The following is a 22143-nucleotide window of genomic DNA, read 5'->3' on the forward strand; positions in this document are numbered from 1 at the left end:
ACTAGTATATAATAGAAAACGGAACATAGTTTAGAAAAGAAAGGAGACATGAAGTGAAAATGAAAAATCAAAGCGAGGTAGTAGAACAGCACTTGATTCAGCATTGGATGTATTTTCAGCATACGAAGAAATCTGTGAAGGTGGATACATCAGAAATTAAATGGATTTCTGCATCTCCTTACAATCGGGGCATATATGCAGGAACCCGCCATATTGAGCCTGCGTTGCGAATATGCCCTCGGCAAGGGGAGGAACCTCTATGGATTGTTGGTCCATCTTCATATGATAACCTTGGGCCAGTTCTCCATAAAAACGGATTTGTTCCTTCTGAAAAATGGATCGGAATGATTCAGCACATTCAAGAAAAAGAATACATACATACAGGAGTAGAAGGGTTTCAATGTAAGCGAGTGCGCACAGAAGCTGAACTTAAAGAATGGATAACGGTATACATAGACGGCTATCAAAAACCAAAAGAATATCGAGCTGACTTTCTTGAAAGGTTTAGGGAACTTATGCAGCACGGTGACCAATATCAGTTATATCTGGGCCTTTATCACAACCGGCCAGCTGTAGCCGGGTCTCTCTTTTTTTATGACGGTACAGCGGGTTTGTATTGCATCACTACAGCTAGACATATGAGGAGAAAAGGCCTGGCCACCGCATATTTGAAGGAAGTTCTTACTGAAGCAAAAAAACAGGCGGATACGTGTATTTTGCATGCGACAAGTGCAGGAAAGCCAGCCTATGAAAAAATTGGTTTTACAGCGGTTAACGAATTTGATGTATACAGATGGAGAAATAGAGATGGAACATAATGTGCTGAGGTTTGTGAGAAAAGAGACAAATTTCGACAAATTTTTAAAAAAGTGTAGCTTCCACTTCGTTTTTGGTGTATCCTAGGAAAAAGCAGCAGCATGAGCTAGTGTTGTACATAGAACACAGATAAAAGGAGTCATTATGAAACATTTTTTTAAAACGAGCACGTTTTGGATAGGTTTGGTTGTCGGAATCGCGCTCACATTTGGGGGATATTTTACTGTTACTAGTATTTATGATTATTATTTAGGACGAGAACAGCTGAAAGTATTGACTGCCTCTCAGAAAAACCTTCAAACTGCTTTTAAAGAGTATAATCAGCTGATGGCCGAAAAAAAAACCAAAAAGCAATTTATCAATGAACTCGATGATATTTCAAATACTATAAACTATGAATATAATGAATTAGCTTCCCTTGATCCTACGATGAAAACGATGTATAAGCATACGGGCGTCATCGATGATATGGAACTGATGATTGATAATATCGATAGCATCTATGAATTAACGATGAATGATCACAAAAACGCAACAAAACCGCTTCAAACCTACGTATCTGATTTAATGGAATATGTAGAAAAAGATATGAAAAAAGAAATCAGCATGCTAAGTAAATAGAACAAAACAGCTGTCTAAACAAATAGGCAGCTGTTTTTTTGTTGATTATAAAAGGAATCTTTTGGTTGCAGGCGAAAGAGTATACTATGCACCCGCTCACTTACGTGCACCACGTTTACAAAAAAGGGAGGACATAGTATGAAGAAAGTGGTGATTATCCTATTTATTTTGTTTTCATTAGCGGCATGTCAGGTTCCTACAGCTGAAACGCTTGAAGATCCTTATCCACCCGCTATAAAAATAATAGCTGAAGGCAAAGAAGCCATCATCAAGCCTTTATTCTTCTGCTGGACCGAATGTGAAGCTGATTTTGGCGAACGAAAAAATTTTAGACAAATTGTTATGAAAGATAGTATTCCCGTCTCTCAAGGTGGGCAAGTGTCAATTAAAATAGATGGTAAAAAACCTAATGCGCTTTATTACAAACAAATTCGTAATCAGTCTATTTATGAAAACATCGTAGAAAAAAAGGACATAAAAAAAACATCTGCTATTACAGTAGATTCTGCCTCTCACAGTGACAGTGATCGGTATATACTCGTAGCAGACTGGAAAGATAACAACGGGAAAAAGTTAATCGGGCGTGTCTACTATACCCCAGTGAAATTTGAAACACCATAGATATGGCTCTCTATGCTGTAATAGAGAGCCATATGCTTAACCAATAGAATTAAGAGCTTGTGCAAGAGAAGAAGTAGTTTTAACATGTTCAAATGAAAGTCCTAAACGAATGGCAGTTTGAGAAATTTCCGGTCGAATTCCAGATAAAATTGTTTGCACACCAATTAAACGGAGAGCTTTTACCAAATTAAAAATCTCTTGTGCCATCATCGTATCAATCGTAGCTACACCGAGCAGGTCAATACATAAATGTTCAACGTCTTTTTCCGAGCATTGCTGAAGCGTGTTTTCTAAAATAAACTGACTTTTAACCGTTCCAATATCTCCCACAAGAGGCAGAAGGGCAACTTTGTTTTGAAGCATGATCACAGGAGAACTTAATTCATTAATTAACTCTTTCTGAGCGTTCAGCTGTTCTTGCGTATTTTTATGATATTCTTGAATAAAGATATAAATAGATAGATCAAACGCTTTAACAATAATGTCATACCACATAAATATCTTATCCACGCTTACCTCTTCTGAATGCAAAGAGATAAACTTCTTTAAGTAATTAACAACAATTTTTTGTGAATTAAAATATTCTCGAATAACAAAGTGAAGAGGCGTACTTAAATGTTTTGGGTCACGTGCAAGTTCGACCGACCACTGCTGGAAATCGGAAAAAAAGTATTCCTCATCTTTTATAAATACGTCAAATAAATGCTGAAAATAATCTTGATTTTGCTGCTTCAGTTCTTTCACAATTGCTGGATTTTTACTCGAATAGACAGAGAACTCATTTTCATCGTCGAGCTGATTGTACCAGTCTTCGGTTAATTGAAGAGAATGTTCTTTGAAAAAATGATATAAGTCCTGATTTTTATGCATGAAGACTCTCCTTATATATGTATAGTCTAATTGATTTATAAATAAAGGCATAAAAGCATCCCCTGATCTAGAGTGAGGATGCTTATAAATAAATCCATTATGAAGCGCATTTATTTTCCTATACGCCTTGTTTTCCCTAACTGTATACTCTCAAACCCAATTTATTAAAAAATAAACATTTTTTAACTAGCATATTCATGCATTTTACCTATTTTTCATAAAGAACCACTTCTTGCGCTTATAGCTTTAGCTTGGGTAAGGCATCTTTAATGCTTTGATAGACTAAAATAAAAGACATATCATCTTCCATAGTGCTCATATGTATGGCCATGTCAGGAGAAATTCCTGTTAAAACAAGCTGAGTTCCCATGAGCTTCAGCCAATTGTAAATATTAAGAATATCACGGCCGAATGAATCATTAAATCGCGCTAACCCTGAGACGTCTAGGATTAAATAACGATCTTTGCTCCTTGTGTTACGTGAGGTGAAGCTATTAAATAGCATTTCTATACGCCGTTCGTTTAACGTTCCGATTAATGGAAGAACAGAGATTCCTTTCTCTATTGGCACGATAGGGGTGGATAGCCTTTCAACTTCTTCCAAAGCTTGCTGTAGCTGTTCCTGGGCTGTAATCTCTATTGTTACGTCTTTTTGAACCCCGATAAAGTAGTATTTATCTTCTTCTTCTATATATGTCGGGTCAATCGTTAGCTGATTATGAAAGAAAGAGCCGTCTTTTCGATAATTAACAAGCGTAACAGAGACTGACTGATTGCGGCTGATAGCGCTGCGAATTTCATCAATGTGGTGCGGGTTTGTTAGAGGCCCTTGTAGAAAACGGCAATTTTCTCCTAATACTTCTTCTTCCTTATAGCCGGTCATAAGGGAAAACCCTTGATTGAGGTAAATAATTGGGTTATCAGGCAAAGAAGGGTCTGTCACGATAATGCCAGATTGTGAGCTATGAAGGGCTTTATTTAAAATGGACCATTTTGAATCTTGAGCTTCGGGTGTAGTCAATGCATTCCCTCATTCCTTGGAATTTTTATAAAAATATTGTGACATAAACACATTAAAAAAACAATTTTCGACGCGTGTGCTCCTAGAGAAAGAATGAAGATAAGGAAAAATATGTTATAATAGTTTCAGGGGCAAAGGGAGTGTGAACAAACGTGATAACCATCAATTTATTTAATGTTAGTTTCTTTGTGATGGCGCTAGCAGGCTTTATTCTTATTTTTTGTTTGCGTCTAAAGTTTAACCGGCCACTGTCATTATTTAAATGGTCTTTTTTGTTCGGAACGGTGCTGCTGTCGCTAAGCTTATACTTGTTTATGGCGACCAGCCAATATATTCATTTGATATGCAATACAATCGGCTCAGTTATGACAGCGCTCTATCTTATCAGTATTATGGTCGGAGCAGAAGAGTCATAAATACATATGTTTAAAAGTCTATTGAAAGTGGAAAAAAGAAAGATGCATAAAAGAGAAAGATACAAACTTACATTCTTTTAGCTGAAATGATGACGACTGGAAAAACACCTCGGTATAAAATGCCGAGGTGTTTTTCATAAATAAAAGGGAAAGGAGAATATTTAGAGAAATACTAGTCTTATTCTACTGAGTGTAGTAAAATAAAAAGTTATTATTCTATTTTTATGTTGTTGCTATTGGCAACATGTGTTAGTCTAAAAGTGGTATACATTTTAGGCGATCCTGAAAAAGAGAGACGAGAAGCTTTTATTCAAGTTTCTTAAAAGCTTTACGTTTACTGAGGTGAAACAATGAAATCTCAAGTACAAAAATTTGTAGGCTATTTATTAGCTGGTGATCAAGACAGCGCTTGGGAAGTTGTGCTAGAAGAAATCCAACAGGGAAAGAACAGCCTAGATATTTATGAAAATTTAATTACAACCGCAATGCGAGTAACTGGAGATATGTGGGAAGAAAATATCATTTCTGTAGCTGATGAGCATGTTGCAACTACGACATGTGATTATGTGCTAACTCGCTATCGCTTTTATAAAAAAATTCAGGGACACGCTTCAGACACCGCTCCAAGGGCACTGCTTCTATGCTTGGAACAAGAACAGCACTTCATTGGTTTAAAGATGGTGGCTTTATTGTTTGAGGAACATGGTTGGAATACTCGCTTTTTAGGGGCCAATCTCCCTCTGGAATACGCTGAGAAAATGGCTATAGAATGGAAGCCGCATATGGTAGGATTATCTGTCAGCATCCCTTATCATATTGAGAGGCTTGCTGAATATACCAAAACTTTGGACAAATTAGAACCAAGACCAACGGTAATGGTAGGGGGGCGCTTAGTTTCTCAAATTGATTTCCGTTCTTACTGTTCTGAGCATACACGCCTAATTCCGGATCTTCACCAACTAAATAACTGGTTAATCAGTTATCACAAAGGAGTGGAAGTTAATGTCGATGCTTGAATATGTTCCAATTCCTTACTTTTTAGTGGATACTGAATTTAATATTTTGGAATGGTCGCAACAATCAGGTCATTTATTTAAGCCTTCAGCTAATTTTTTAGATCTTGTAGACGTATTTAGTCAAGAAAAGGCGAGAAAGTTTTTAAGCCTGCGCCAAAAAGATTCTCGAGAATTGTCTGTAGACGAACCCCATGATGAGCAAACGCTTGTCCAAAGCCGAGGCCAGGCTATTCAGAAAGTAGAGCTTGTGATGCAAACCAATGATTCGCCTTATTCACTGTTTGAATGCTTAATTCAATGGGATAGTGATATAGGTCATTTAGTTTGTATTCGCCAAGATGAACGTATACAAGAGCTAACGAATCTTGTTCAAGACCATCGGAAACGATTAGCAGATACAGATTTTGAACTGCTTGAACAAAAAGAACGTCTTGAAAAATCATTACAAAAAATTAAGCAGTTGTCCGCTTCTTTTATTAAGTTATCCTCTAAAGTAGGACTTATACCTCTTTTTGGAGACTTAGATACAGATCTTGTAGCTGAAAATACGTCCATTTTGCAAAACTTTGCGCATGAAGGAAATTACACCACGCTTCTATTTGACTTTGGGGGACTAGATATATTAACGACCGAAGGAATTCAAGCTTTTGCAGGCTTTATGCAGTCCTTCTATCTCATGGGTATCACATGCTATATTATTGGCATGAAGCCGCACCATACGGCTGCTCTGAAAAATAGAACGTTTGGTGAGCAAATTATTTATATGAATAACCTGAGTGAAATTATTGCTGTGAATAAAAATGTGAGTTAAAAGAGTGGAGGAGAAGAAAGTTATTCTTCTCCTCTTTTTGTATACACTTCTCTTCTTATAATTAAACATCTATTAAAGAATCTTTTTATATTTCAGCTGAAAGAATGGCGTTAAGACGTTGAAGTCCTGTGTCGTTTTTAATTAACGGTATTCAAATGTTTTACGGGGGAATATTTCTACCGGTGCTATCTTTGTGTACAGAGCAGATCCATGTTTCAACTATTATGCCTTGGAACGCAGTATGGTCTATTGTATATTTAATTTTTGTTGGTTCAATTGCTGGACACGGCTTATATTATTGGCTAATCGCCCAAATAAATCCGGTTTTTCCATCTACTTGGTTGTATGTATCTCCTTTAATCGCAGTGTTAATCGGCTATGTAGTCTTAAATGAAGCTATCACGCCTTCTATTATTGGCGGAGGCCTTCTTATTTTAATAGGAGTGTTTATGGCCAATCGTGAAGCTTTGGGAGTACATTTTAAAAAAGGTGTGCTATTCAAAAAGCAGCTGTAAAACAAGTCGCCATTTGCTGACTTGTTTTTAGTTGATCGCAAGACAAAAAAGATTGAAGAAAGATATAAAAGATGACTAAAAGCCTCTTCCTAATGAAAGAAGAGGCTTTTTTGTTAAGAGTTTGCTGACATTGTATGAGACGGCAAAATGATATCTTGGTCTACTAGGAAGGATAAAAGTTCCCGTGTAGCATATGACATATAGCGATCTTTTTTCAAAATGATGCCGAGCTCCCACATTGGGGTAGGTGCGGCAATTGGAATACTTTTAATAAAAGGGTTATTGATCTTTGGAAACACGGACTTTGGTAAAATTGCAATACCTAATTCAGAAGCGACTAGTTCAATAATCAAATCCCATTGCGAACTTTCGTACGCTATTTTTGGATGAAAACCCGCTTGAATGCACTCATGAATAATGCGATCATGAAGAGAAAAATCTTTGCTGAACAGGACAAACGGCTCTTCTCTAAGCTCGCTCAAAGCAACGATTGATTTAGATGCCAGCGGATGCTCATGATGAATGTATAAATTAAACTCTTCTTCAATAAACGGATAGACGTGAAAAAGAGGGTTTTGAATAGGCAGCACGATAATGCCAAGGTCTACTTGTTCGTTTTCTACAAGTTCGACAATTCGCTTTGCGCCAAGCTCCACAAGCTCTAATTTTACCTGAGGATGTTTTGATGTAAAGTTTTTTGCAATCATCGGGAAAACAACAGTTCCTACTAAAGGAGGAATTCCTACTTTAATATCTCCTGTAGGAAGATTTCGTAAATCATCTAACAGAGCATGCAGCTCGTGAAGAGTGGATACCAGCTTTTGGCTTTGCCCATACACAATCTGTCCTGCATCGGTTAACGTCAGCTTTCGAGTAGAGCGATCAAAAAGATCTACGCCGAGTTCTTCCTCTAGTTTTTTTACAATTTTACTTAATGCTGGCTGAGACAAATGAATTGCAGCTGCTGCTTTCGTGAAACTTTTTTGATTAACTACTTCCATGAAATGTTGCAGTTCTCGAATATCCATAAATTCTCCTCACTAGTATTCTTAGTTTTCATACTATTTATTCTATTTATCTATTTTACTTATGATTCAAATAAATGTAAACTCTTACATAAGGAAGTGAATAGAGATTCATCTAAAAATAGTACATCAAATTCCTCTAAATACGTTAGAAACCCACATATTTGTAAGCGTTAACAAAAAAAGCACCCTCGAAGAAAATCCTAGAAAAATATTTTTTTCTCCTGTAAAACAAAGCCGCGAGCGCAGAAATAACACGTGTTGAAATGTTCATTTTGTATACTGTTCTGACAATTAAGAAAGAGGAATAAAATGGTATAGTGAACCACTAAGGTGAGTCTATTCATTCTGCAAACGAGCCGTACATAGAAAAAAGGGCCGGTTTGTTAAAAATAATTGGGGGAGTGGTTGAGATGACATACGTTAAAGGACTAGAAGGAATCGTTGCAGCTGAAACAAAAGTAGGGCACGTTGATGGAGAGAAAGGTCAGCTGATTTATCGCGGATATTGGGCAAAAGATTTGGCGATCAATTATTCTTTTGAAGAAGTTTCTTATTTAATTTGGAACGGCACGCTGCCAAATCATGATGAGTTAAAAGCATTCAAACAAAAAATGGTGACTCATCGTACGCTTCCGGCTAATATTGTTGCGTTAATGGACTGTTTGCCAAAAGATACAGAAGTGATGAGCGCGCTTCGCACATGTATCTCAGCATTAGGAGACCCTTCATACAGCTGGCCTCCGACAAAAGAGCAGGCGCTTGCGATTACAGCGGTAACACCTACCATTATTGCCTATTGGTATCGTAAAATGAATGATTTAGAAGTAGTAGAACCTAACGAGCATTTGGATCATGTAGCAAACTATTTATATATGATTAACGGAGAAATTCCAGATCAAAGTTTGGTTACTGCACTGAACGCCTATTTTGTTTTGACAATTGAGCATGGGATGAACGCCTCAACCTTCTCATCACGCGTTATTTCATCTACCGAATCTGACATGGTTTCAGCTATTTGCGGAGCAATTGGCGCGATGAAAGGTCCGCTTCACGGAGGAGCTCCTTCTGGCGTTATTACCATGTTTGATGAAATTGGAAGTGAAGAGAATATTGAGCCTTGGGTTCGTAAAAAATTAGATAATAAAGAGAAAATCATGGGATTTGGTCATCGCGTTTATCGTACACATGACCCAAGAGCAGAAGCATTAAAAGAAGTATCGAAACAAATCTCAGGAGACAACGGGCTATTTGATTTAATTGTTAAAATTGAAGATAAAACCATTGAATTACTCAATGAATACAAGCCGGATCGAGGCATTTATACCAATGTAGAATATTTCGCTGCAGCGGTTATGAAAGCGGTTGAGCTTCCGTCTGAACTATTCACCCCAACCTTCACAGCAAGCCGTGTAGTTGGCTGGACAGCTCATGTCGTAGAACAGTCAGAAAATAATCGTATCTACCGACCTCAGTCTGCGTATATAGGTTATACGCCAGTTGAACAAAATCAATAAATAAACTCGCTTTCACATAAAAAACGTCGGTAGATCCGGCGTTTTTTCATATGGTTAAATATATTCTTTTTGAGAATAAAATCGCTTTAATAAATAGAATAATCCGACTGCTAAGCATAAACTTGCTGCAGCTAAGCTAGAGGTAATCATGGCGTGCTCACCTTCGGTAGGGGTATGTGAAAGTTTATAGCTGCTGTAGCATAAGAGAGCTGTGATACATAAACAGCAGGAGCTAATCAATCCATACCGCTTTTTGAAGCCAATAATAGATAGTAATACAATCAAATAAATTCCGCTCACCATCATCATAATTGGAAACTGAGGGTGGAATTTAATTGTATATAACAAATAATCGATGTGAGAATAGTGATGAACCGCCGAGGACTTTGTTAGCCCTCCGGTCAAACTAGCTGATAAAGGTCCTTCAAGCATCGAAGAGCCGTTATACCAAGTAGCGACTGAGGAAAGTAAAAAAACAAAACAACTTGCAAATAGCTGCGTCATGCATTTTATTGACACGTATAGAAAGCTCCTCTCAATAACCATCTTTTGTTAATACAAGTCCGAAAATTATTATAGCAGGTTTTGAAAGTAAAAAAAGTACTATTGGAATGGTTTCATAAAACGTTCATATTTGAAAAGGTTTGTTTTTTAAAAATAAAGGGAAAAAAAGTGAAACGGAAGATATGAATAGAGGAGAGAGAAAGATGAAGGCAGCAGTGATTTTGAATCCAAACGCAGGAAACAAAAAATTAGTAAATGAAATTGACTTTATATGTGATCGGTTAAACACTGCATTTGAGACGGTTACTTTATATAAAACAGAGCAACCTGGAGATGGTGCCGATCTGGTAAGAAAATTGGAAGGCAAAGCGGATGTCATTATTGGAGCAGGAGGAGACGGGACAATTTATGAACTCATTAATGCTCTTGCTCCGCTGCAGCAACGTCCTGTATTTGCTATTTTACCTGGTGGAACGTGCAACGACTTTTCGCGTGCAATTGGAATGAATCAAAATCCTTTAAAAGCGGTGGAGCAAATTATAGAAAAGCAGACCGAGGCAGTGGATGTTGGAAAACATGGCGAAGATTATTTTTTAAACTTTTGGGGAATCGGCCTCGTAGCTGATGTATCTGAAAATATTTTGGAAGAAAATAAAGAGAAATTTGGTAAGCTCTCTTACTACATGAGCGTAGGCAGAACTTTAAATCAAGCAGAGCCTTTTCAATTAAAAATGACGAGCGAAAAAGCTTCCTATGAAGGAGAAGCTGTTATGGTGTTAATTGGAAACGGTCCTTTTTTAGGAGGAACTCGCGCTATGCTAGGAAACAGCTCATTTCAAGACGGATTATTAGATGTATTCGTTATTAAAGAAATGGGAATCGAGCCTGTTATGGCATGGTTACAAACAAGCCCTGATGAGGAACAGCTTAACCCTGAAAGCAACCTTATGCATTTTCGTGCAAAAGAAGTTCATATTGAAACTACTCCTGAAAAAACGGTAGATTGTGATGGAGAAAAAGAAACGACGACACCTTCAACGATTACGGTTCTCCACAATCACATCAATATGATAGTCGGAAACAAATAAAAAAACGCTGGAAGTTCCAGCGTTTTTTTTATGAAGACAGCCATCGCGGAGAAGTAAAGAGCATAATCATTATGCTGCTCATCGTAATAACAAGCATGGAGTAGCAAAAAGCAGTAAATCCGATAATATGTAAGCCCACTATCATAATCGTACTGTCTAAGATAAAAATGGTTATTCCTATATTGATTTTCCATTTTTTCGATACAATAATGGCAATTAAATCAAGCCCATCCGAACTGATGCCGTAGCGAAGCATCAGCCCTATTCCCATTCCTACGAGTGCGCCTCCAAGCAATGAGCTAAAGAGCAAAGGAAGCTCCAGCGTACCTTCGAGAATAGAGAGCCATTCTGTCATAAAAAAAGAAACAAATAAACCTATACTTCCATAAAAAAAGTTTTGACGATGACGAAAAAAAGCATATAAATAGACAGGTACGTTCAAAAAGAAAATGGACAGTCCGATAGGAGTTCCAAACACATAATATACGATAAGCCCAAATCCTATAAGTCCACCGTCTAGTAAGTGATACGGAGCAATAAATCCGTTTAGCCCTAGTCCAATTAATAAGCTTCCACAGCAAATCGAAACCACTCTCGAAAAAATATTCCTCACCCTATACGTTAAATTTTAATAGGAGTACTCGTCCCTCTATGTATATGGCAAGCTTAGGTTATTTAGAAGTGAAGAAGAAAAAGAAAATTATGTAAAAAGTATTGATTCTATAACTCTGATATTCTATAGTTAATCTAACTTCGTTTTCACGACAATTTCTTGATTTTTTACGATACTGTTTAACTGTTTGTATTTTTTACTATATAAAAAAGGTTCGTTCTGCAAAAAGCATACGATTGTAATAAGTCGGTAAAAGCAAGCCGCTATATAAAAGGGGTTGATTACGTGTAGGATTCTCTTTCTTTTCAGTCATACTAAAAAGAAAGAGGGATTGTCGTGAAAAATCGTTCCGTACTTTTTTTATGGTTTGGTCAAAGTCAAGCCAATTTAGCAGATGTATTATATATTGTTGCGTTAATCAGCATTCTTTATGCTCAAAATAGTTCTCCTGTGCTGCTTTCATGCATTCCATTTACCATTACGACTGCTAAGTTTTTGAGCAGTTTTACTGTGCCTTTTCTTATAGATCGCTACAGGGCTAAGCGTATTCTTGTTGTGTCTCAGCTGTTAAAAACCAGTGTTTTGTCTATGTTTTTCCTGTGGCATATGTCGCTTATCAGCATTCTGTGCTGCGTGTCGCTTATCGCTTTTTTCGATGGGTGGGCAGCTCCGGTTCAAAGCTCTATGCTTCCTCATTTAGTAGATAAAGAGAAGCTGTTGAAATGGAACAGTATGTTTAATGTCACCGATCAAACGATTCAAATTGCAGCCTATCCGCTTGGAAGCTTTCTGATCATTAGCTGGGATGCTACTGGCCTTTTATGGCTGTCATTTTCGTTATTCAGTTTGTCAATCGTATTTATGCAGGCTATTCGCATTAACGCTCATTCTTCTAAAACGAAGCAAAAACAAGGGTTAAAAGAGGGATGGAAGCTAATTTGGCATTATCCGCGCCTGCGGGTTTTATTAGTCATGGAGGTTTTAGAAGGAATGGCTGCCGGCGTTTGGGCATCAGCAATTGTCTACGTGTTTGTGAAAGAGATATTAAATAAAAATGAAGCTTGGTGGGGATATATCAACAGCAGTTTTTTTGTTGGAACGGTTCTTGGAGGTTTCGTTTTGTTGAAGATTTCAGTTGAACAAGAGAAAAGTCTTTATCATATCGTAACACTAGGCAGTCTTTTATCAGGTTTCTTTACATTATTGTTCGGAGTGATGCCTGCTCCTTTTCTTTCACTTTTACTTAGTTTTGCTATTGGCATTGCCCTTCAAATAAGCGCTACGTGTTCTTACACGCTTACACAAACGGCCGTTCCTTTAGAAAAGCTTTCTAAGGTACTTTCCGCTACGCTTAGCGTTTCATATGTGACGTTTGGGCTTTCGGTGCTGCTGCTTGGAGCTGTTGCTTCGCTAAATGTAACGGCGGCGTTTCTAACAGCAGGAGGACTGATTGTAATCAGCGGCTGTGTAGGTTTATTCTTACGAAATTATGCGCTTGCTAACTAAAAAAGGTTGCTATTTGCAACCTTTTTTAAAACATCGTATTTTTTCTCCTCAACCATAAGCCGTATAAGGTTGTTTGCCTTAAATACCCCTTGCGTAAAAGTAGGGAGCTTTTCACGAAAACGAAAGGAAATAAAGTATGGCTATCGAATTATGTTAAGAGCGTTCAGCTAAAAGGAGTGATTAAATGGTTGTCATTCGACAGGCGGTTGAAACTGATCGAGAGCGACTGGCTACGTTAATGCAAGAATATATAGTAAAATTCTGTGAGCAGCCTGCCCCTTCCCGGAAAGCTTTAACTTTACATATTAAGCGCTTATTGAATAATCCTTCCTATGGTATCCAGTTTGTTGCTGAATTGGAAGGGAAACTAGTAGGTTTTGCGACGGTGTACGTATCGTGGAGCACCAATTATTTTAAAGAAACAGCCACCTTAAAAGACTTGTACGTATCTCCTTTAAACAGAGGAAATAAAATTGGTGAACGTTTGTTTAAGATCTGCCTGGCCTATTCTCAAAAGTATGAGTTTGCAGGGATGACCGCTGAGTGCAGCAGTGAAAATAAAGTGACTCAAAACCTTTATCAAAAAATGAACGGTAAAGAAAATGCAGGGGTTCAATACCTTTTTTTTTAAGAGAAGTGCAGCTTTTACTTTTAAGACTTCTACTAAATGGCAAAAATATGTTATAGTATGAAAAGTGAAATTGATGAAAATGTCGGTGGGCTATATGTTAGATGATTGTATCAATAGTAGGGGGAAGTTGGACTAGCTGTTTGAAAGGCGGCCATCCTATTTTTAGTATAGCCGCAAGGAAGGAGCAGGACCTTGAAAAAAAATCCAATCTTAAACGCGTGGAAAATAGTAACTGCGACGAGCGGTTTTTTACTTGCGCTGTTTATCTTTAAAGTCCGAAAAGGAAGATAATCATATAAAGAAAGCTCCTCGATTGAGGAGCTTTTTATTATTTAGTAATAGGAAACGCCAAGGGAGTCACGGTTGATAAAGAATCTCTGTAAGAATGATAAGTGAAATAATGACGTGTTGGACTATAAAAAGTCATGTAAAGTAAATAATCATATTTCGTTTCCATATAGAAAAAAACGCCGTCTATGTGGAGTGTATAGAAAGAGTACGAAATCCCGAGCAGCGTTTGCTTTTGTACACGTGTGCTGGGGTTTTCTTTAATCCATTCGTACAGTTCAAACACACTCACTCCTGGTGATGATTGCAGCGTATGTACTTTGTCATATAACTTATCAGATACATCAGAAACCGACTGTTTTAATTGGTGAAATAAGTTGGACATTTGTTCTTTCATTGTGGTGAGCTCCTTTACGGGTAGTCAGCTATTAGCATGCTCAGAGAAATCCACGCTTATGTATAGTTAGTGGATGGCTGATTTGAATTTGCCGCCATGCGCTTCTTGGGTATCCATAATGGTTGTAAAGGCATGTGGATCTATTTCGGAAATAATGGTTTTAAGCTTGGTAATTTCTAAACGCGTCACCACTACGTATATGACTTCTTTTTCTGTACCTTCAAATCCGCCTTTACCATACAGTTTCGTCACGCCGCGGCCTAAACGATGCGTAATAGCGTCTGATAGCTCTTCATAGTGATTTGAAACTATAAAAGCTGCTTTTGTTTCATCAAGCCCTTGAATAATCGCATCGATTGTTTTAGAAGCAATATAGTACGTAAGAATTGAGTACATGGCCTGTTCCCAACCTAGCACAAACCCTGCCCAAGCAAAAATGAAGATATTTAAAAACATCACAAATTCGCCCACAGAAAACGGGATTTTTTTTGTTAATAAAATACCTAAAATCTCAGTTCCGTCTAATGCTCCGCCGTGACGAATGACCGTTCCTACACCTGCTCCCAACAGCAGCCCGCCAAATACAGTAGCAAGAAGCGGTTCAGATGTTACGGCTGGAACATGGTGCAATTGAGATTCTACAATGGATAAAGCAACGACTGCAAACATAGATGAAAAGCAAAAGTTACGACCAATTTGTTTGTATCCACTATATAAAAAAGGGAGATTAAAGATGATGATAAGAAGACTGAACGGCAATTTCGTTAAGTACACTAAAATTAGAGAAATACCTATAATACCGCCATCAATTACGGAATTTGGGACTAGAAATAATTCGATAGAAACGGCAGCCAAGGAAGCCCCAATTAACATCATAATGTAGCGATAAATGAGCCGACCTGCCTTTTCCTTTTTGTGCTGTTTCGTTGTCATAAAATCTTTCCTTTCAAAATACTGCCTATACGCAACTCTTACTAGTATAACTAAGTCTTGGGAACTCTATCCAATTATCTACTTTAAAAAAGACTAGCCAGAATAAACAAAATCCTGTTAAATTAAACGGTAGACATTTGCTGAAATAAAGGAGCTGTACATATGATAAACGTATATATTCCAGCGCTTCAAACAAGCGCTGGCGAAAAAGCGGCACGCTATATTGATACATTAACCAAACCGATAGGAAGCCTTGGCAGACTCGAAGAAATAGCAGTGGAATTAGCGGCCATGACCGGGGAAGTTTTTCCGACGGTCACGCCGCCAGGAGTCCTCGTTTTTGCAGGTGATCATGGAATTGTAAAAGAAGGAGTTTCAGCTTATCCACAAGACGTAACGGCACAAATGGCGCTGAATTTTTTACAGGGAGGAGCAGCTATTAACGTGTTTAGTCAGCAAATAGATGCCCAGTTCAAACTGATTGACATCGGCATTGCTTCTGACCTTTCCCATAAGAACCTTGTACAACGCAAAGTGAAGCTAGGTACAGCAAGTTTTTATAAAGAAGACGCGATGACGCGCAGTGAGGCAGAACTGGCTGTTCAAGTCGGATATGAAGAAGCTGAAGAGCTTATTGCCCAAGGAATCAAATGTTTGATTGTAGGAGAAATGGGCATCGGAAATACTACGTCAAGCACGGCTATTTTAGCTGTATTGACAGGAGAAAAAGTCTCTAAGCTTGCAGGAATGGGCACAGGGATTTCTGATGAACAACTGCGCCACAAAGTGAACGTGATTGAAGAAGCGCTGCAAAACAGGCACATCAACCCTCAGGATCCGATTGATATTATCAGTAAAATAGGGGGTCTTGAAATTGCCGGGATGACAGGCGCTATGCTGGCGGCAGCTGCTCACCGTATTCCTATTTTAGTAGATGGTTTTATTTGTACAGTTGCAGCCCTTCTAGCGACAGAAATCAATACACAAGCAAGAGACTATATGTTTGCTAGTCACGAATCTGTTGAACAAGGCCATGCGTGTGCAATGAAGCTTCTTGACAAGAAACCGCTCCTCAACCTCAATCTTCGGTTAGGTGAGGGAAGTGGAGCTGCTGTTACATTTCCGCTGCTGCACTCGGCTTCACTGATGATTGCCAATATGGCTACGTTTCAATCTGCGGGAGTGTCTGAGAAAGAATAAACCTAAAAAAGACATGGGAACAAAACCATGTCTTTTTTCTTTATTTTATAAAAAAATCTTATATTTTTAACATCATAAACCAATAAATGCTAAAGCTAGCACCTGTTAAAATAAATGATCCAATAATTAACAATACCAGTGCAACGCGTCGTTTAATCGCTTGAATTTCTCTATCTTTTGGCAAACGTCCCATTGGTCTTCCTCCATTATGTAAATATTTCACGTATTTTCCTATTTTACTCCGCTTTAAAAAGAGAGAACATATGTCAAAGTTACTAAAAATCAAATTATTTTACAAAAAAATTGTATCCCCGTTACAGCAGGGCAAAGAATACGTATTTTTTCAGTTAGAAAAGGACTGCTCTAAAGGTTTACTTACATGGCAACAACCTTTATCATATAACTGACTATACTATGATGTTATCCAAAGTTGGAAGAAATCTCAATAAATGTGAGTGTTATAATTACATGATAAGAGTCAGAAAATTTTAAAAAAGAGTGTGAGCAAACAATGAACGGTATGTTGATTATTCGGAACGGTGCTCCTTTTTATGAAGGAGCTTCCGTGCCTATTCCAAAAGATAAATCCTGTATTATCGGACGAAGCAGTGAAGAATGGGAGCCTTATCTGGCCTTTCAAAGTGCTTACATTTCACGCAAGCATTTTGAAGTAACGTACGAAAGCAATGCTTTTTTCATTACAGACTTGTTTAGTAAACACGGGACAAAAGTAAATGGAGAAGAGTTACAGCCTGGAACCCCTCGTTTATTAAAAGAGCAGGATGTCATTACCTTAGCAAATGAAGAGGCAGCTTTAGTATTTAGAAATGATGATATGGATGCAACCCTCGATTTAGGACCTTTGCTAAAACAAATAAATAAGCCATTTTACACATTAGATCCAATTTTGCAGAAAGTAAAAGTAAAAGAGGAAACGTATATTCTGTCAGATAAAGAATACGCGTGCTTAGCTTATCTTCTAGAATACAACAATCAATTTGTTTCAAAAGAAGCATTAAAAAAAAGCGTTTGGCCTGAACGAGTAGAGTCAAATGGAGAAATTCTAGTAGCAGCAGAAGAGCTGAATGCGCTGATTTACCGGGTTCGCAAAAAAATAGGAACATATTTAGAAATCGAAGTGATTCGAGGAAAAGGATATTGGCTGCACTTTAACGAAAATGGACGTGAATAGAATCACGTCCATTTTTTAATCTCGTTTTACAGCATGTACACGTATATGTTTAGCTTCTGCCAGCCAAGATCCGTTTTGAAATAATTTGTCTTGCATTCGATTTTCTAAGCGCGTAATGAGGACATTTTTAGTTTCTGTCGTCACGTGAGCAAAAAGAGGGGCTGCATTTGTTTCCAGCCAATTACGCAAGCCGTTTTCCCCTTTTAACAAGAAGGGACGGCTGTAGTGAATAGCCGTGGTGACTTGAAAATTCTGTGATTCCAAAAGAGAAGAATATTCAGCTACAGAAGGAAAGTACCATGGGAAATCTACATCGTTATAAGGGATATCAAACGTTTTAAATTGACGAATGATTTCTGTGAAAATTTCGTCCATGTTTCCTTTTCCAAAAAATTCTGCTACAAATCGGCCGTTTGGTTTTAAAGCATTGTAAATGTTTTTAATGACAAGGTGAGGAGGACGGATGTCGTGTAAAGTTGCATTGGAAAAAACTGCGTCAAATTGTTCGTAATAAGCAAGGTTAAGGGCATTTACCTGTTCAAAGGATAGAGTTGGATACTGATGACGAGCTTGTTCAATCATATTTTCAGAGCAATCGATGCCTGTTGCACGGACATGAAGCTTATTGAGCTGCGAAATAAATTCGCCAGTGCCACAGCCAATATCTAAAATATGTTCGCCAGCTTGAGGAGAAAGAAGGTTCATAGCACTTCCTCCAAATGAAGAAACAAACGGAAGATGATACACTTGAGCAATTTTTTGTTGATTAACAGTTTGACTCATGAAGTGATTCCTCCTTTGTAAAAGATGATGACTATCGTTTTATAAGAAGAAACAAGCTTTGAATAGTAGATATGAAGTTATTGATAGAATTATACCATATATCTTACTTATTATGCCGAAAACTCCAAAGAAAAAGCGCACCAAACTTCTAGTTTGGGCGCTGATAAGCATGAACTATTTTATAACCATTAACCGAACTGAACAAATAGAGGAAGATCTGTATGACCCATCTCACGTACGTAGACGTATAAATTTCCTTTATGATGAATTTCATGGTCAATGGCCATTTGTAAAAGTTGTCTTCCAGGAAGCTTTCTTCCAAACGCTGCAGTTGCGTCAATGGTCTTGTTTAAATCATCTTCGCTAAGTGAGCGTAATACGTCTACTGTTTTTTTCGTATATTCAGCTGCAAGGTCCGATAATGATTTATTACTGAAATCAGCTTTTTGACCAAGTGGAGATAAATCACCGGATTTTACCACTGATGCAAATGCATAAAAGGATGTTAAAATATGCGTAGATAAGTCAAAAGCGGACATAGATGTCGGGGCAGGCTTGTATTCGTAGTGACCTGCTTCAATTTTGTTGATTAATTCATTAGTTACGTTTCGATGTGCTAAAAAGTGATGAGTCATTTGTTCAACTGTCATGATGAAAGGCTCCTTTATTATGTATTCGCTTCTGAGTATAGCATTTGAAAATCAGAAAGCGAAGAAAAAACTTTATCAATAAGAAAAACAGCTGCATATGAGCAGCTGTTTTTCTTATTATTAGAAATTACGTTGTTTTAACTCTTCAAGCAATAACTCCATACCTTCGCGGCTTAAAGTTAATTTGCCATCTGCGATTGTTACGTTGTCAGAAGATACTTCGCCAGTAATCGCACAAGCACCGTTCGGCTCATATTTCTTTAAAATAATTCGATCTGTTTCGACAAAAATTTCAACAGGATCTTTTACATCTATTTCAAGAACACGTCTTAACTCTTTAGGAATTACGATACGACCTAAATCATCTACTTTTCTTACAATACCAGTCGATTTCATTTTTTAATCACCTTTACTTTTATATTTTATTGAGTACGCAAAATATTATTTTTGGAATTTCTAAGATGATTATATACTAGATAACCGCTAAATTTGTCGAAGTTATTAATATGTAAATGAACTGTAATATTATTGAAATATTATCTGTAAATACAAATCCTCCTACAATATGGAATATGTAGGGCTCTTTGTATGATATAGGAGATGCAGGAATTAATTACATTTGACATACAGTTTTATTTATGTTTATGCAGCAGCCTAGAGTTAGGCTACATGTAAGTGTGGAAGCAAACAAGTTGAAAGAATGAAGAGAATATGATTAAATTAAAAAAGTAACTTGCTCAAAATAATTAAATCGTAATGATTACGTATTTCAAATAAAAAAGTAATAAAACGAAAGGATGACAAAGAGTTTGGCTAAAAAATCAAAAGTTGTAAAAGAACAAAAGCGTCAAGAGATGGTAGCGAAGTATGCGCAATTGCGCCAAGAGCTGAAGGAAAAAGGAGATTACGAAGCGTTAAAAAAATTGCCTAGAGATTCTTCGCCAACGCGCTTAAATAATCGCTGCCGCGTTACCGGTCGTCCGAGAGGCTACCTTAGAAAATTTGAAATGTCACGCATCGCGTTTAGGGAATTAGCCTACAAAGGACAAATTCCAGGTGTTAAAAAAGCAAGCTGGTAGTATAAAAGCCCTCATAATGAGGGCTTTTATTATTTATTAGCTGCAAAATATCGAGCAATTCCCTGGTAAATACCTGTAGATATTTGCTGCTGATACGCGTTAGAAGAAACAATTTGCTCATCGTGAGCATTTGATAAAAAGCCTAATTCAAGAAGTACAGCCCGCTGGTTGTTTTCTCGAGTAACATAATAATCTCCAAAACGAACCCCCATATCCTTCATAGAAGGCGCGTTTTCAGCCATGCTTTCTTGAATGTATTTTGCTAATTCTTTATCTTTGGATTCACTGTAATAAAATGATGCGATGCCGTTTGCAGACGATGTAGTAGACGCGTTATAGTGAATGCTGATAAATGCATCTGCATGCTTTGCTTCACTAACGTTCACTCGTCCGCTTAGTGAAATAAAAGTATCGTTTGAACGCGTCATAAATACATTTGCTCCAGCATTAGCTAAGCGGCTTGCCACAAGTTTTGCTGTTGTTAACGCTAAATTTTTCTCAATCGATGACTTGCCTGAAGTGCCAGGATCATATCCGCCGTGCCCAGCGTCTACTACAATAATTTTATCTTTTAAAGCAGCAGATGAGGAAGGCAAACTAGCTGAAGTTGTAGAATCGGCCGCAGCTGTTAACCCTTTTGATACCCATGCTGTTTGACTGGCAGAGTACTGAATTTGCACCCAGTCATTCGTTTCGTTTACTTTTTTGAATCTTTCACCTGCTTTTGCTACGCGAATGATTCCCGCATTTAAGCTCGGCTGAGTGCGTAAATTTGAAGCTTTTGTAATTTGAATCGACTGGGCTGTTTGTGAAGACTGTCCAGAACCTGTTTGTAAGTATTGACTTGCCACCCAGCCTGTTTTGCCGCTTGCTGTTTTAATCTGGGACCAGGATCCGCTTTCTTTTAACACGGTTACTTTTGCATTGCGCGGTAAGTTCGTCACGATGGACGCACTTGTGCTTGCAGAAGAACGAACGTTTAATGAACTGGCGTTAACGACCGCTGGCTTGGTTGACGTAGAACCAGAGTCATTAGTCGGCGTAGAAGAACCGGAGCCTGCTTGTAGGTACTGACTCGCCACCCAGCCCGTTTGACCACTTGCCGTTTTAATTTGCGACCACGATCCGCTTACTTTTACCACCGTTACTTTTGCATTACGGGATAAGTTCGTTACGATGGACGCACTTGTGCTTGCAGAAGAGCGAACGTTTAATGAGCTAGCGTTAACGACCGCTGACTTCGATGTTGTAGAGCCAGAATCCTTAGCTGGCGCAGAGGAGCCAGAGCCTGCTTGTAGGTACTGACTTGCTACCCAGCCCGTTTGACCGCTTGCCGTTTTAATCTGGGACCAAGACCCGCTTTCTTTTAACACGGTTACTTTCGAATTGCGCGGTAAGTTCGTCACGATGGACGCGCTTGTGCTTGCAGAAGAGCGAACGTTTAATGAGCTCGCATTAACGACCGCTGACTTCGATGTCGAATTTGCGGTAGACGTACTGTTTGTTTGCGTTTTATTTATGTATTGAGATGAAATCCAAGCTTCTTTACCGTTATAGGTAATTTTAGCCCATCCTTTGCTTTCATCTACTATATCAACGGTGTTTCCCTTCGTTATTTTTCCAACGATAGCACCGCTTGTACTAGGCGTTGCACGTACATTTAACGATGTAGCAGTTACTTTAGCCGATTCAGCTGCATCTGCATCAATTGAATTCAAAAGCAATGAAGAGCTTAAAAGAACAGAAGAAACGGCTGTGTACATGACATGTTTTTTATTCATTTTTTCCTCCTTGCAAATTACAAATTTCAACATAAGGTTATTGGTATACAAATCATATATCGGCAAATAGTCCAAAATTTTGAGTTAAATCTACTATTATCTCATAATACCGATATTATCCATCATACTATATGTCGAAATTCAATTGTATAATGAATTTGAACTATCTGCCATCTTTGCCGATAAAATTTTACATTAATGTAAAATATAATTATATTAAAGGTGGAATTTAGCGATATTAAAGACCTT

At 37.8% G+C, this 22143-nt stretch carries 25 protein-coding genes and 1 pseudogene; 14 read left to right on the plus strand and 12 right to left on the minus strand.

Translation table 11 applies throughout. From position 1 onward, the window contains the following. Nucleotides 1-59: 59 nt before the first annotated feature. From AC3WJG_RS21375 to AC3WJG_RS21385, 3 genes are all read left to right on the plus strand, one after another. Nucleotides 60-818 (plus strand): GNAT family N-acetyltransferase, encoded by a 759-nt coding sequence (locus tag AC3WJG_RS21375; protein WP_253352920.1) that lies wholly within the window; start codon nt 60-62, stop codon nt 816-818. A gap of 142 nt (nt 819-960) precedes the next feature. Next, nucleotides 961-1437, plus strand: a complete 477-nt coding sequence (locus AC3WJG_RS21380) for a hypothetical protein (protein ID WP_098332023.1) — start codon at nt 961-963, stop codon at nt 1435-1437. A 138-nt stretch (nt 1438-1575) separates the two neighbouring features. Then, on the plus strand, nt 1576-2058 hold the full coding sequence (locus tag AC3WJG_RS21385; protein ID WP_337134118.1) for a hypothetical protein: 483 nt from the start codon (nt 1576-1578) through the stop codon (nt 2056-2058). 36 nt (nt 2059-2094) lie between these two features. Here the strand turns inward: AC3WJG_RS21385 and AC3WJG_RS21390 are convergent, their stop codons facing one another. Beyond that, the gene (locus AC3WJG_RS21390) at nt 2095-2928 is read right to left on the minus strand and encodes an STAS domain-containing protein (protein WP_102813084.1); all 834 of its coding nucleotides are present in this window, start codon (nt 2926-2928) and stop codon (nt 2095-2097) included. A 238-nt stretch (nt 2929-3166) separates the two neighbouring features. Beyond that, on the minus strand, nt 3167-3949 hold the full coding sequence (gene ytvA, locus AC3WJG_RS21395; protein WP_098334396.1) for a YtvA family blue-light photoreceptor: 783 nt from the start codon (nt 3947-3949) through the stop codon (nt 3167-3169). 152 nt (nt 3950-4101) lie between these two features. Here ytvA and AC3WJG_RS21400 point away from each other — a divergent pair, with 152 nt between their 5' ends. The 4 genes and pseudogenes from AC3WJG_RS21400 to AC3WJG_RS21415 form a co-directional block, all read left to right on the plus strand. Further along, the gene (locus AC3WJG_RS21400) at nt 4102-4365 is read left to right on the plus strand and encodes a hypothetical protein (protein WP_102813083.1); all 264 of its coding nucleotides are present in this window, start codon (nt 4102-4104) and stop codon (nt 4363-4365) included. Between the two features lie 350 nt (nt 4366-4715). Next, nucleotides 4716-5381, plus strand: a complete 666-nt coding sequence (locus tag AC3WJG_RS21405; RefSeq protein ID WP_028409181.1) for a cobalamin B12-binding domain-containing protein — start codon at nt 4716-4718, stop codon at nt 5379-5381. Then, the gene (locus AC3WJG_RS21410; protein ID WP_028409180.1) at nt 5368-6192 is read left to right on the plus strand and encodes an STAS domain-containing protein; all 825 of its coding nucleotides are present in this window, start codon (nt 5368-5370) and stop codon (nt 6190-6192) included. Before AC3WJG_RS21405 ends, AC3WJG_RS21410 begins: the two co-directional genes overlap by 14 nt. Nucleotides 6193-6326: 134 nt before the next feature. Beyond that, nucleotides 6327-6707, plus strand: a pseudogene (locus AC3WJG_RS21415) (EamA family transporter); the annotation flags it as partial. Nucleotides 6708-6820: 113 nt separating this feature from the next. Here AC3WJG_RS21415 and AC3WJG_RS21420 read toward each other — a convergent pair. Beyond that, nucleotides 6821-7735, minus strand: a complete 915-nt coding sequence (locus AC3WJG_RS21420; RefSeq protein ID WP_028409179.1) for a LysR family transcriptional regulator — start codon at nt 7733-7735, stop codon at nt 6821-6823. 410 nt (nt 7736-8145) lie between these two features. Between AC3WJG_RS21420 and AC3WJG_RS21425 the strand changes: the two genes are divergently transcribed. Beyond that, the gene (locus tag AC3WJG_RS21425) at nt 8146-9249 is read left to right on the plus strand and encodes a citrate/2-methylcitrate synthase (RefSeq protein ID WP_337134117.1); all 1104 of its coding nucleotides are present in this window, start codon (nt 8146-8148) and stop codon (nt 9247-9249) included. 54 nt (nt 9250-9303) lie between these two features. On the opposite strand, the gene AC3WJG_RS21430 is transcribed toward AC3WJG_RS21425, so the two are convergent. Then, nucleotides 9304-9768 carry a DUF4306 domain-containing protein gene (locus AC3WJG_RS21430; RefSeq protein WP_223260182.1) on the minus strand — a complete coding sequence of 155 codons (465 nt, stop codon included), beginning with the start codon at nt 9766-9768 and terminating at the stop codon, nt 9304-9306. Nucleotides 9769-9956: 188 nt separating this feature from the next. Here AC3WJG_RS21430 and AC3WJG_RS21435 point away from each other — a divergent pair, with 188 nt between their 5' ends. Next, nucleotides 9957-10841: a diacylglycerol/lipid kinase family protein gene (locus tag AC3WJG_RS21435; RefSeq protein WP_169305205.1), complete on the plus strand. Its 885-nt coding sequence runs from the start codon at nt 9957-9959 to the stop codon at nt 10839-10841. A 28-nt stretch (nt 10842-10869) separates the two neighbouring features. Here the strand turns inward: AC3WJG_RS21435 and AC3WJG_RS21440 are convergent, their stop codons facing one another. Further along, complete coding sequence (locus tag AC3WJG_RS21440) at nt 10870-11433, minus strand: YitT family protein (protein ID WP_016764744.1); 564 nt, start codon at nt 11431-11433, stop codon at nt 10870-10872. A gap of 357 nt (nt 11434-11790) precedes the next feature. Between AC3WJG_RS21440 and AC3WJG_RS21445 the strand changes: the two genes are divergently transcribed. Both AC3WJG_RS21445 and AC3WJG_RS21450 read left to right on the plus strand, forming a co-directional pair. Beyond that, complete coding sequence (locus AC3WJG_RS21445) at nt 11791-12960, plus strand: MFS transporter (RefSeq protein WP_337134116.1); 1170 nt, start codon at nt 11791-11793, stop codon at nt 12958-12960. Nucleotides 12961-13144: 184 nt separating this feature from the next. Beyond that, a complete protein-coding gene (locus AC3WJG_RS21450) occupies nt 13145-13591 on the plus strand; it encodes a GNAT family N-acetyltransferase (RefSeq protein ID WP_337134115.1) in 447 nt (148 codons plus the stop codon). A 328-nt stretch (nt 13592-13919) separates the two neighbouring features. Here the strand turns inward: AC3WJG_RS21450 and AC3WJG_RS21455 are convergent, their stop codons facing one another. Together AC3WJG_RS21455 and AC3WJG_RS21460 are read right to left on the minus strand one after the other, a co-directional pair. Next, nucleotides 13920-14276, minus strand: a complete 357-nt coding sequence (locus tag AC3WJG_RS21455; RefSeq protein ID WP_337134114.1) for a hypothetical protein — start codon at nt 14274-14276, stop codon at nt 13920-13922. A 66-nt stretch (nt 14277-14342) separates the two neighbouring features. Continuing rightward, nucleotides 14343-15209 carry a YitT family protein gene (locus AC3WJG_RS21460; protein ID WP_013057742.1) on the minus strand — a complete coding sequence of 289 codons (867 nt, stop codon included), beginning with the start codon at nt 15207-15209 and terminating at the stop codon, nt 14343-14345. Between the two features lie 162 nt (nt 15210-15371). Between AC3WJG_RS21460 and cobT the strand changes: the two genes are divergently transcribed. Beyond that, nucleotides 15372-16409 carry a nicotinate-nucleotide--dimethylbenzimidazole phosphoribosyltransferase gene (cobT, locus tag AC3WJG_RS21465; RefSeq protein ID WP_028409174.1) on the plus strand — a complete coding sequence of 346 codons (1038 nt, stop codon included), beginning with the start codon at nt 15372-15374 and terminating at the stop codon, nt 16407-16409. Nucleotides 16410-16467: 58 nt separating this feature from the next. Here cobT and AC3WJG_RS21470 read toward each other — a convergent pair whose 3' ends face one another. Further along, on the minus strand, nt 16468-16632 hold the full coding sequence (locus tag AC3WJG_RS21470; RefSeq protein WP_155727968.1) for a hypothetical protein: 165 nt from the start codon (nt 16630-16632) through the stop codon (nt 16468-16470). A gap of 288 nt (nt 16633-16920) precedes the next feature. Here AC3WJG_RS21470 and AC3WJG_RS21475 point away from each other — a divergent pair, with 288 nt between their 5' ends. Next, nucleotides 16921-17601, plus strand: coding sequence for an FHA domain-containing protein (locus AC3WJG_RS21475; RefSeq protein ID WP_050689859.1), 681 nt, complete (start codon nt 16921-16923; stop codon nt 17599-17601). Nucleotides 17602-17616: 15 nt separating this feature from the next. Here the strand turns inward: AC3WJG_RS21475 and AC3WJG_RS21480 are convergent, their stop codons facing one another. The 3 genes from AC3WJG_RS21480 to AC3WJG_RS21490 all read right to left on the minus strand — a co-directional run bounded on the left by AC3WJG_RS21480 (nt 17617) and on the right by AC3WJG_RS21490 (nt 19430). After that, nucleotides 17617-18384 carry a class I SAM-dependent methyltransferase gene (locus AC3WJG_RS21480; RefSeq protein ID WP_337134113.1) on the minus strand — a complete coding sequence of 256 codons (768 nt, stop codon included), beginning with the start codon at nt 18382-18384 and terminating at the stop codon, nt 17617-17619. 188 nt (nt 18385-18572) lie between these two features. Next, nucleotides 18573-19034 carry a DinB family protein gene (locus AC3WJG_RS21485; RefSeq protein ID WP_028409172.1) on the minus strand — a complete coding sequence of 154 codons (462 nt, stop codon included), beginning with the start codon at nt 19032-19034 and terminating at the stop codon, nt 18573-18575. A gap of 120 nt (nt 19035-19154) precedes the next feature. Continuing rightward, nucleotides 19155-19430, minus strand: a complete 276-nt coding sequence (locus AC3WJG_RS21490) for an AbrB/MazE/SpoVT family DNA-binding domain-containing protein (protein WP_013057736.1) — start codon at nt 19428-19430, stop codon at nt 19155-19157. Between the two features lie 413 nt (nt 19431-19843). Between AC3WJG_RS21490 and rpsN the strand changes: the two genes are divergently transcribed. Continuing rightward, on the plus strand, nt 19844-20113 hold the full coding sequence (gene rpsN, locus AC3WJG_RS21495; protein WP_013083817.1) for a 30S ribosomal protein S14: 270 nt from the start codon (nt 19844-19846) through the stop codon (nt 20111-20113). A 29-nt stretch (nt 20114-20142) separates the two neighbouring features. On the opposite strand, the gene AC3WJG_RS21500 is transcribed toward rpsN, so the two are convergent. Next, on the minus strand, nt 20143-21894 hold the full coding sequence (locus AC3WJG_RS21500) for an N-acetylmuramoyl-L-alanine amidase family protein (protein WP_028409171.1): 1752 nt from the start codon (nt 21892-21894) through the stop codon (nt 20143-20145). Nucleotides 21895-22143 lie beyond the last annotated feature (249 nt).

The sequence above is a fragment of the Priestia sp. FW507-14D1A genome (genome assembly GCF_058781295.1).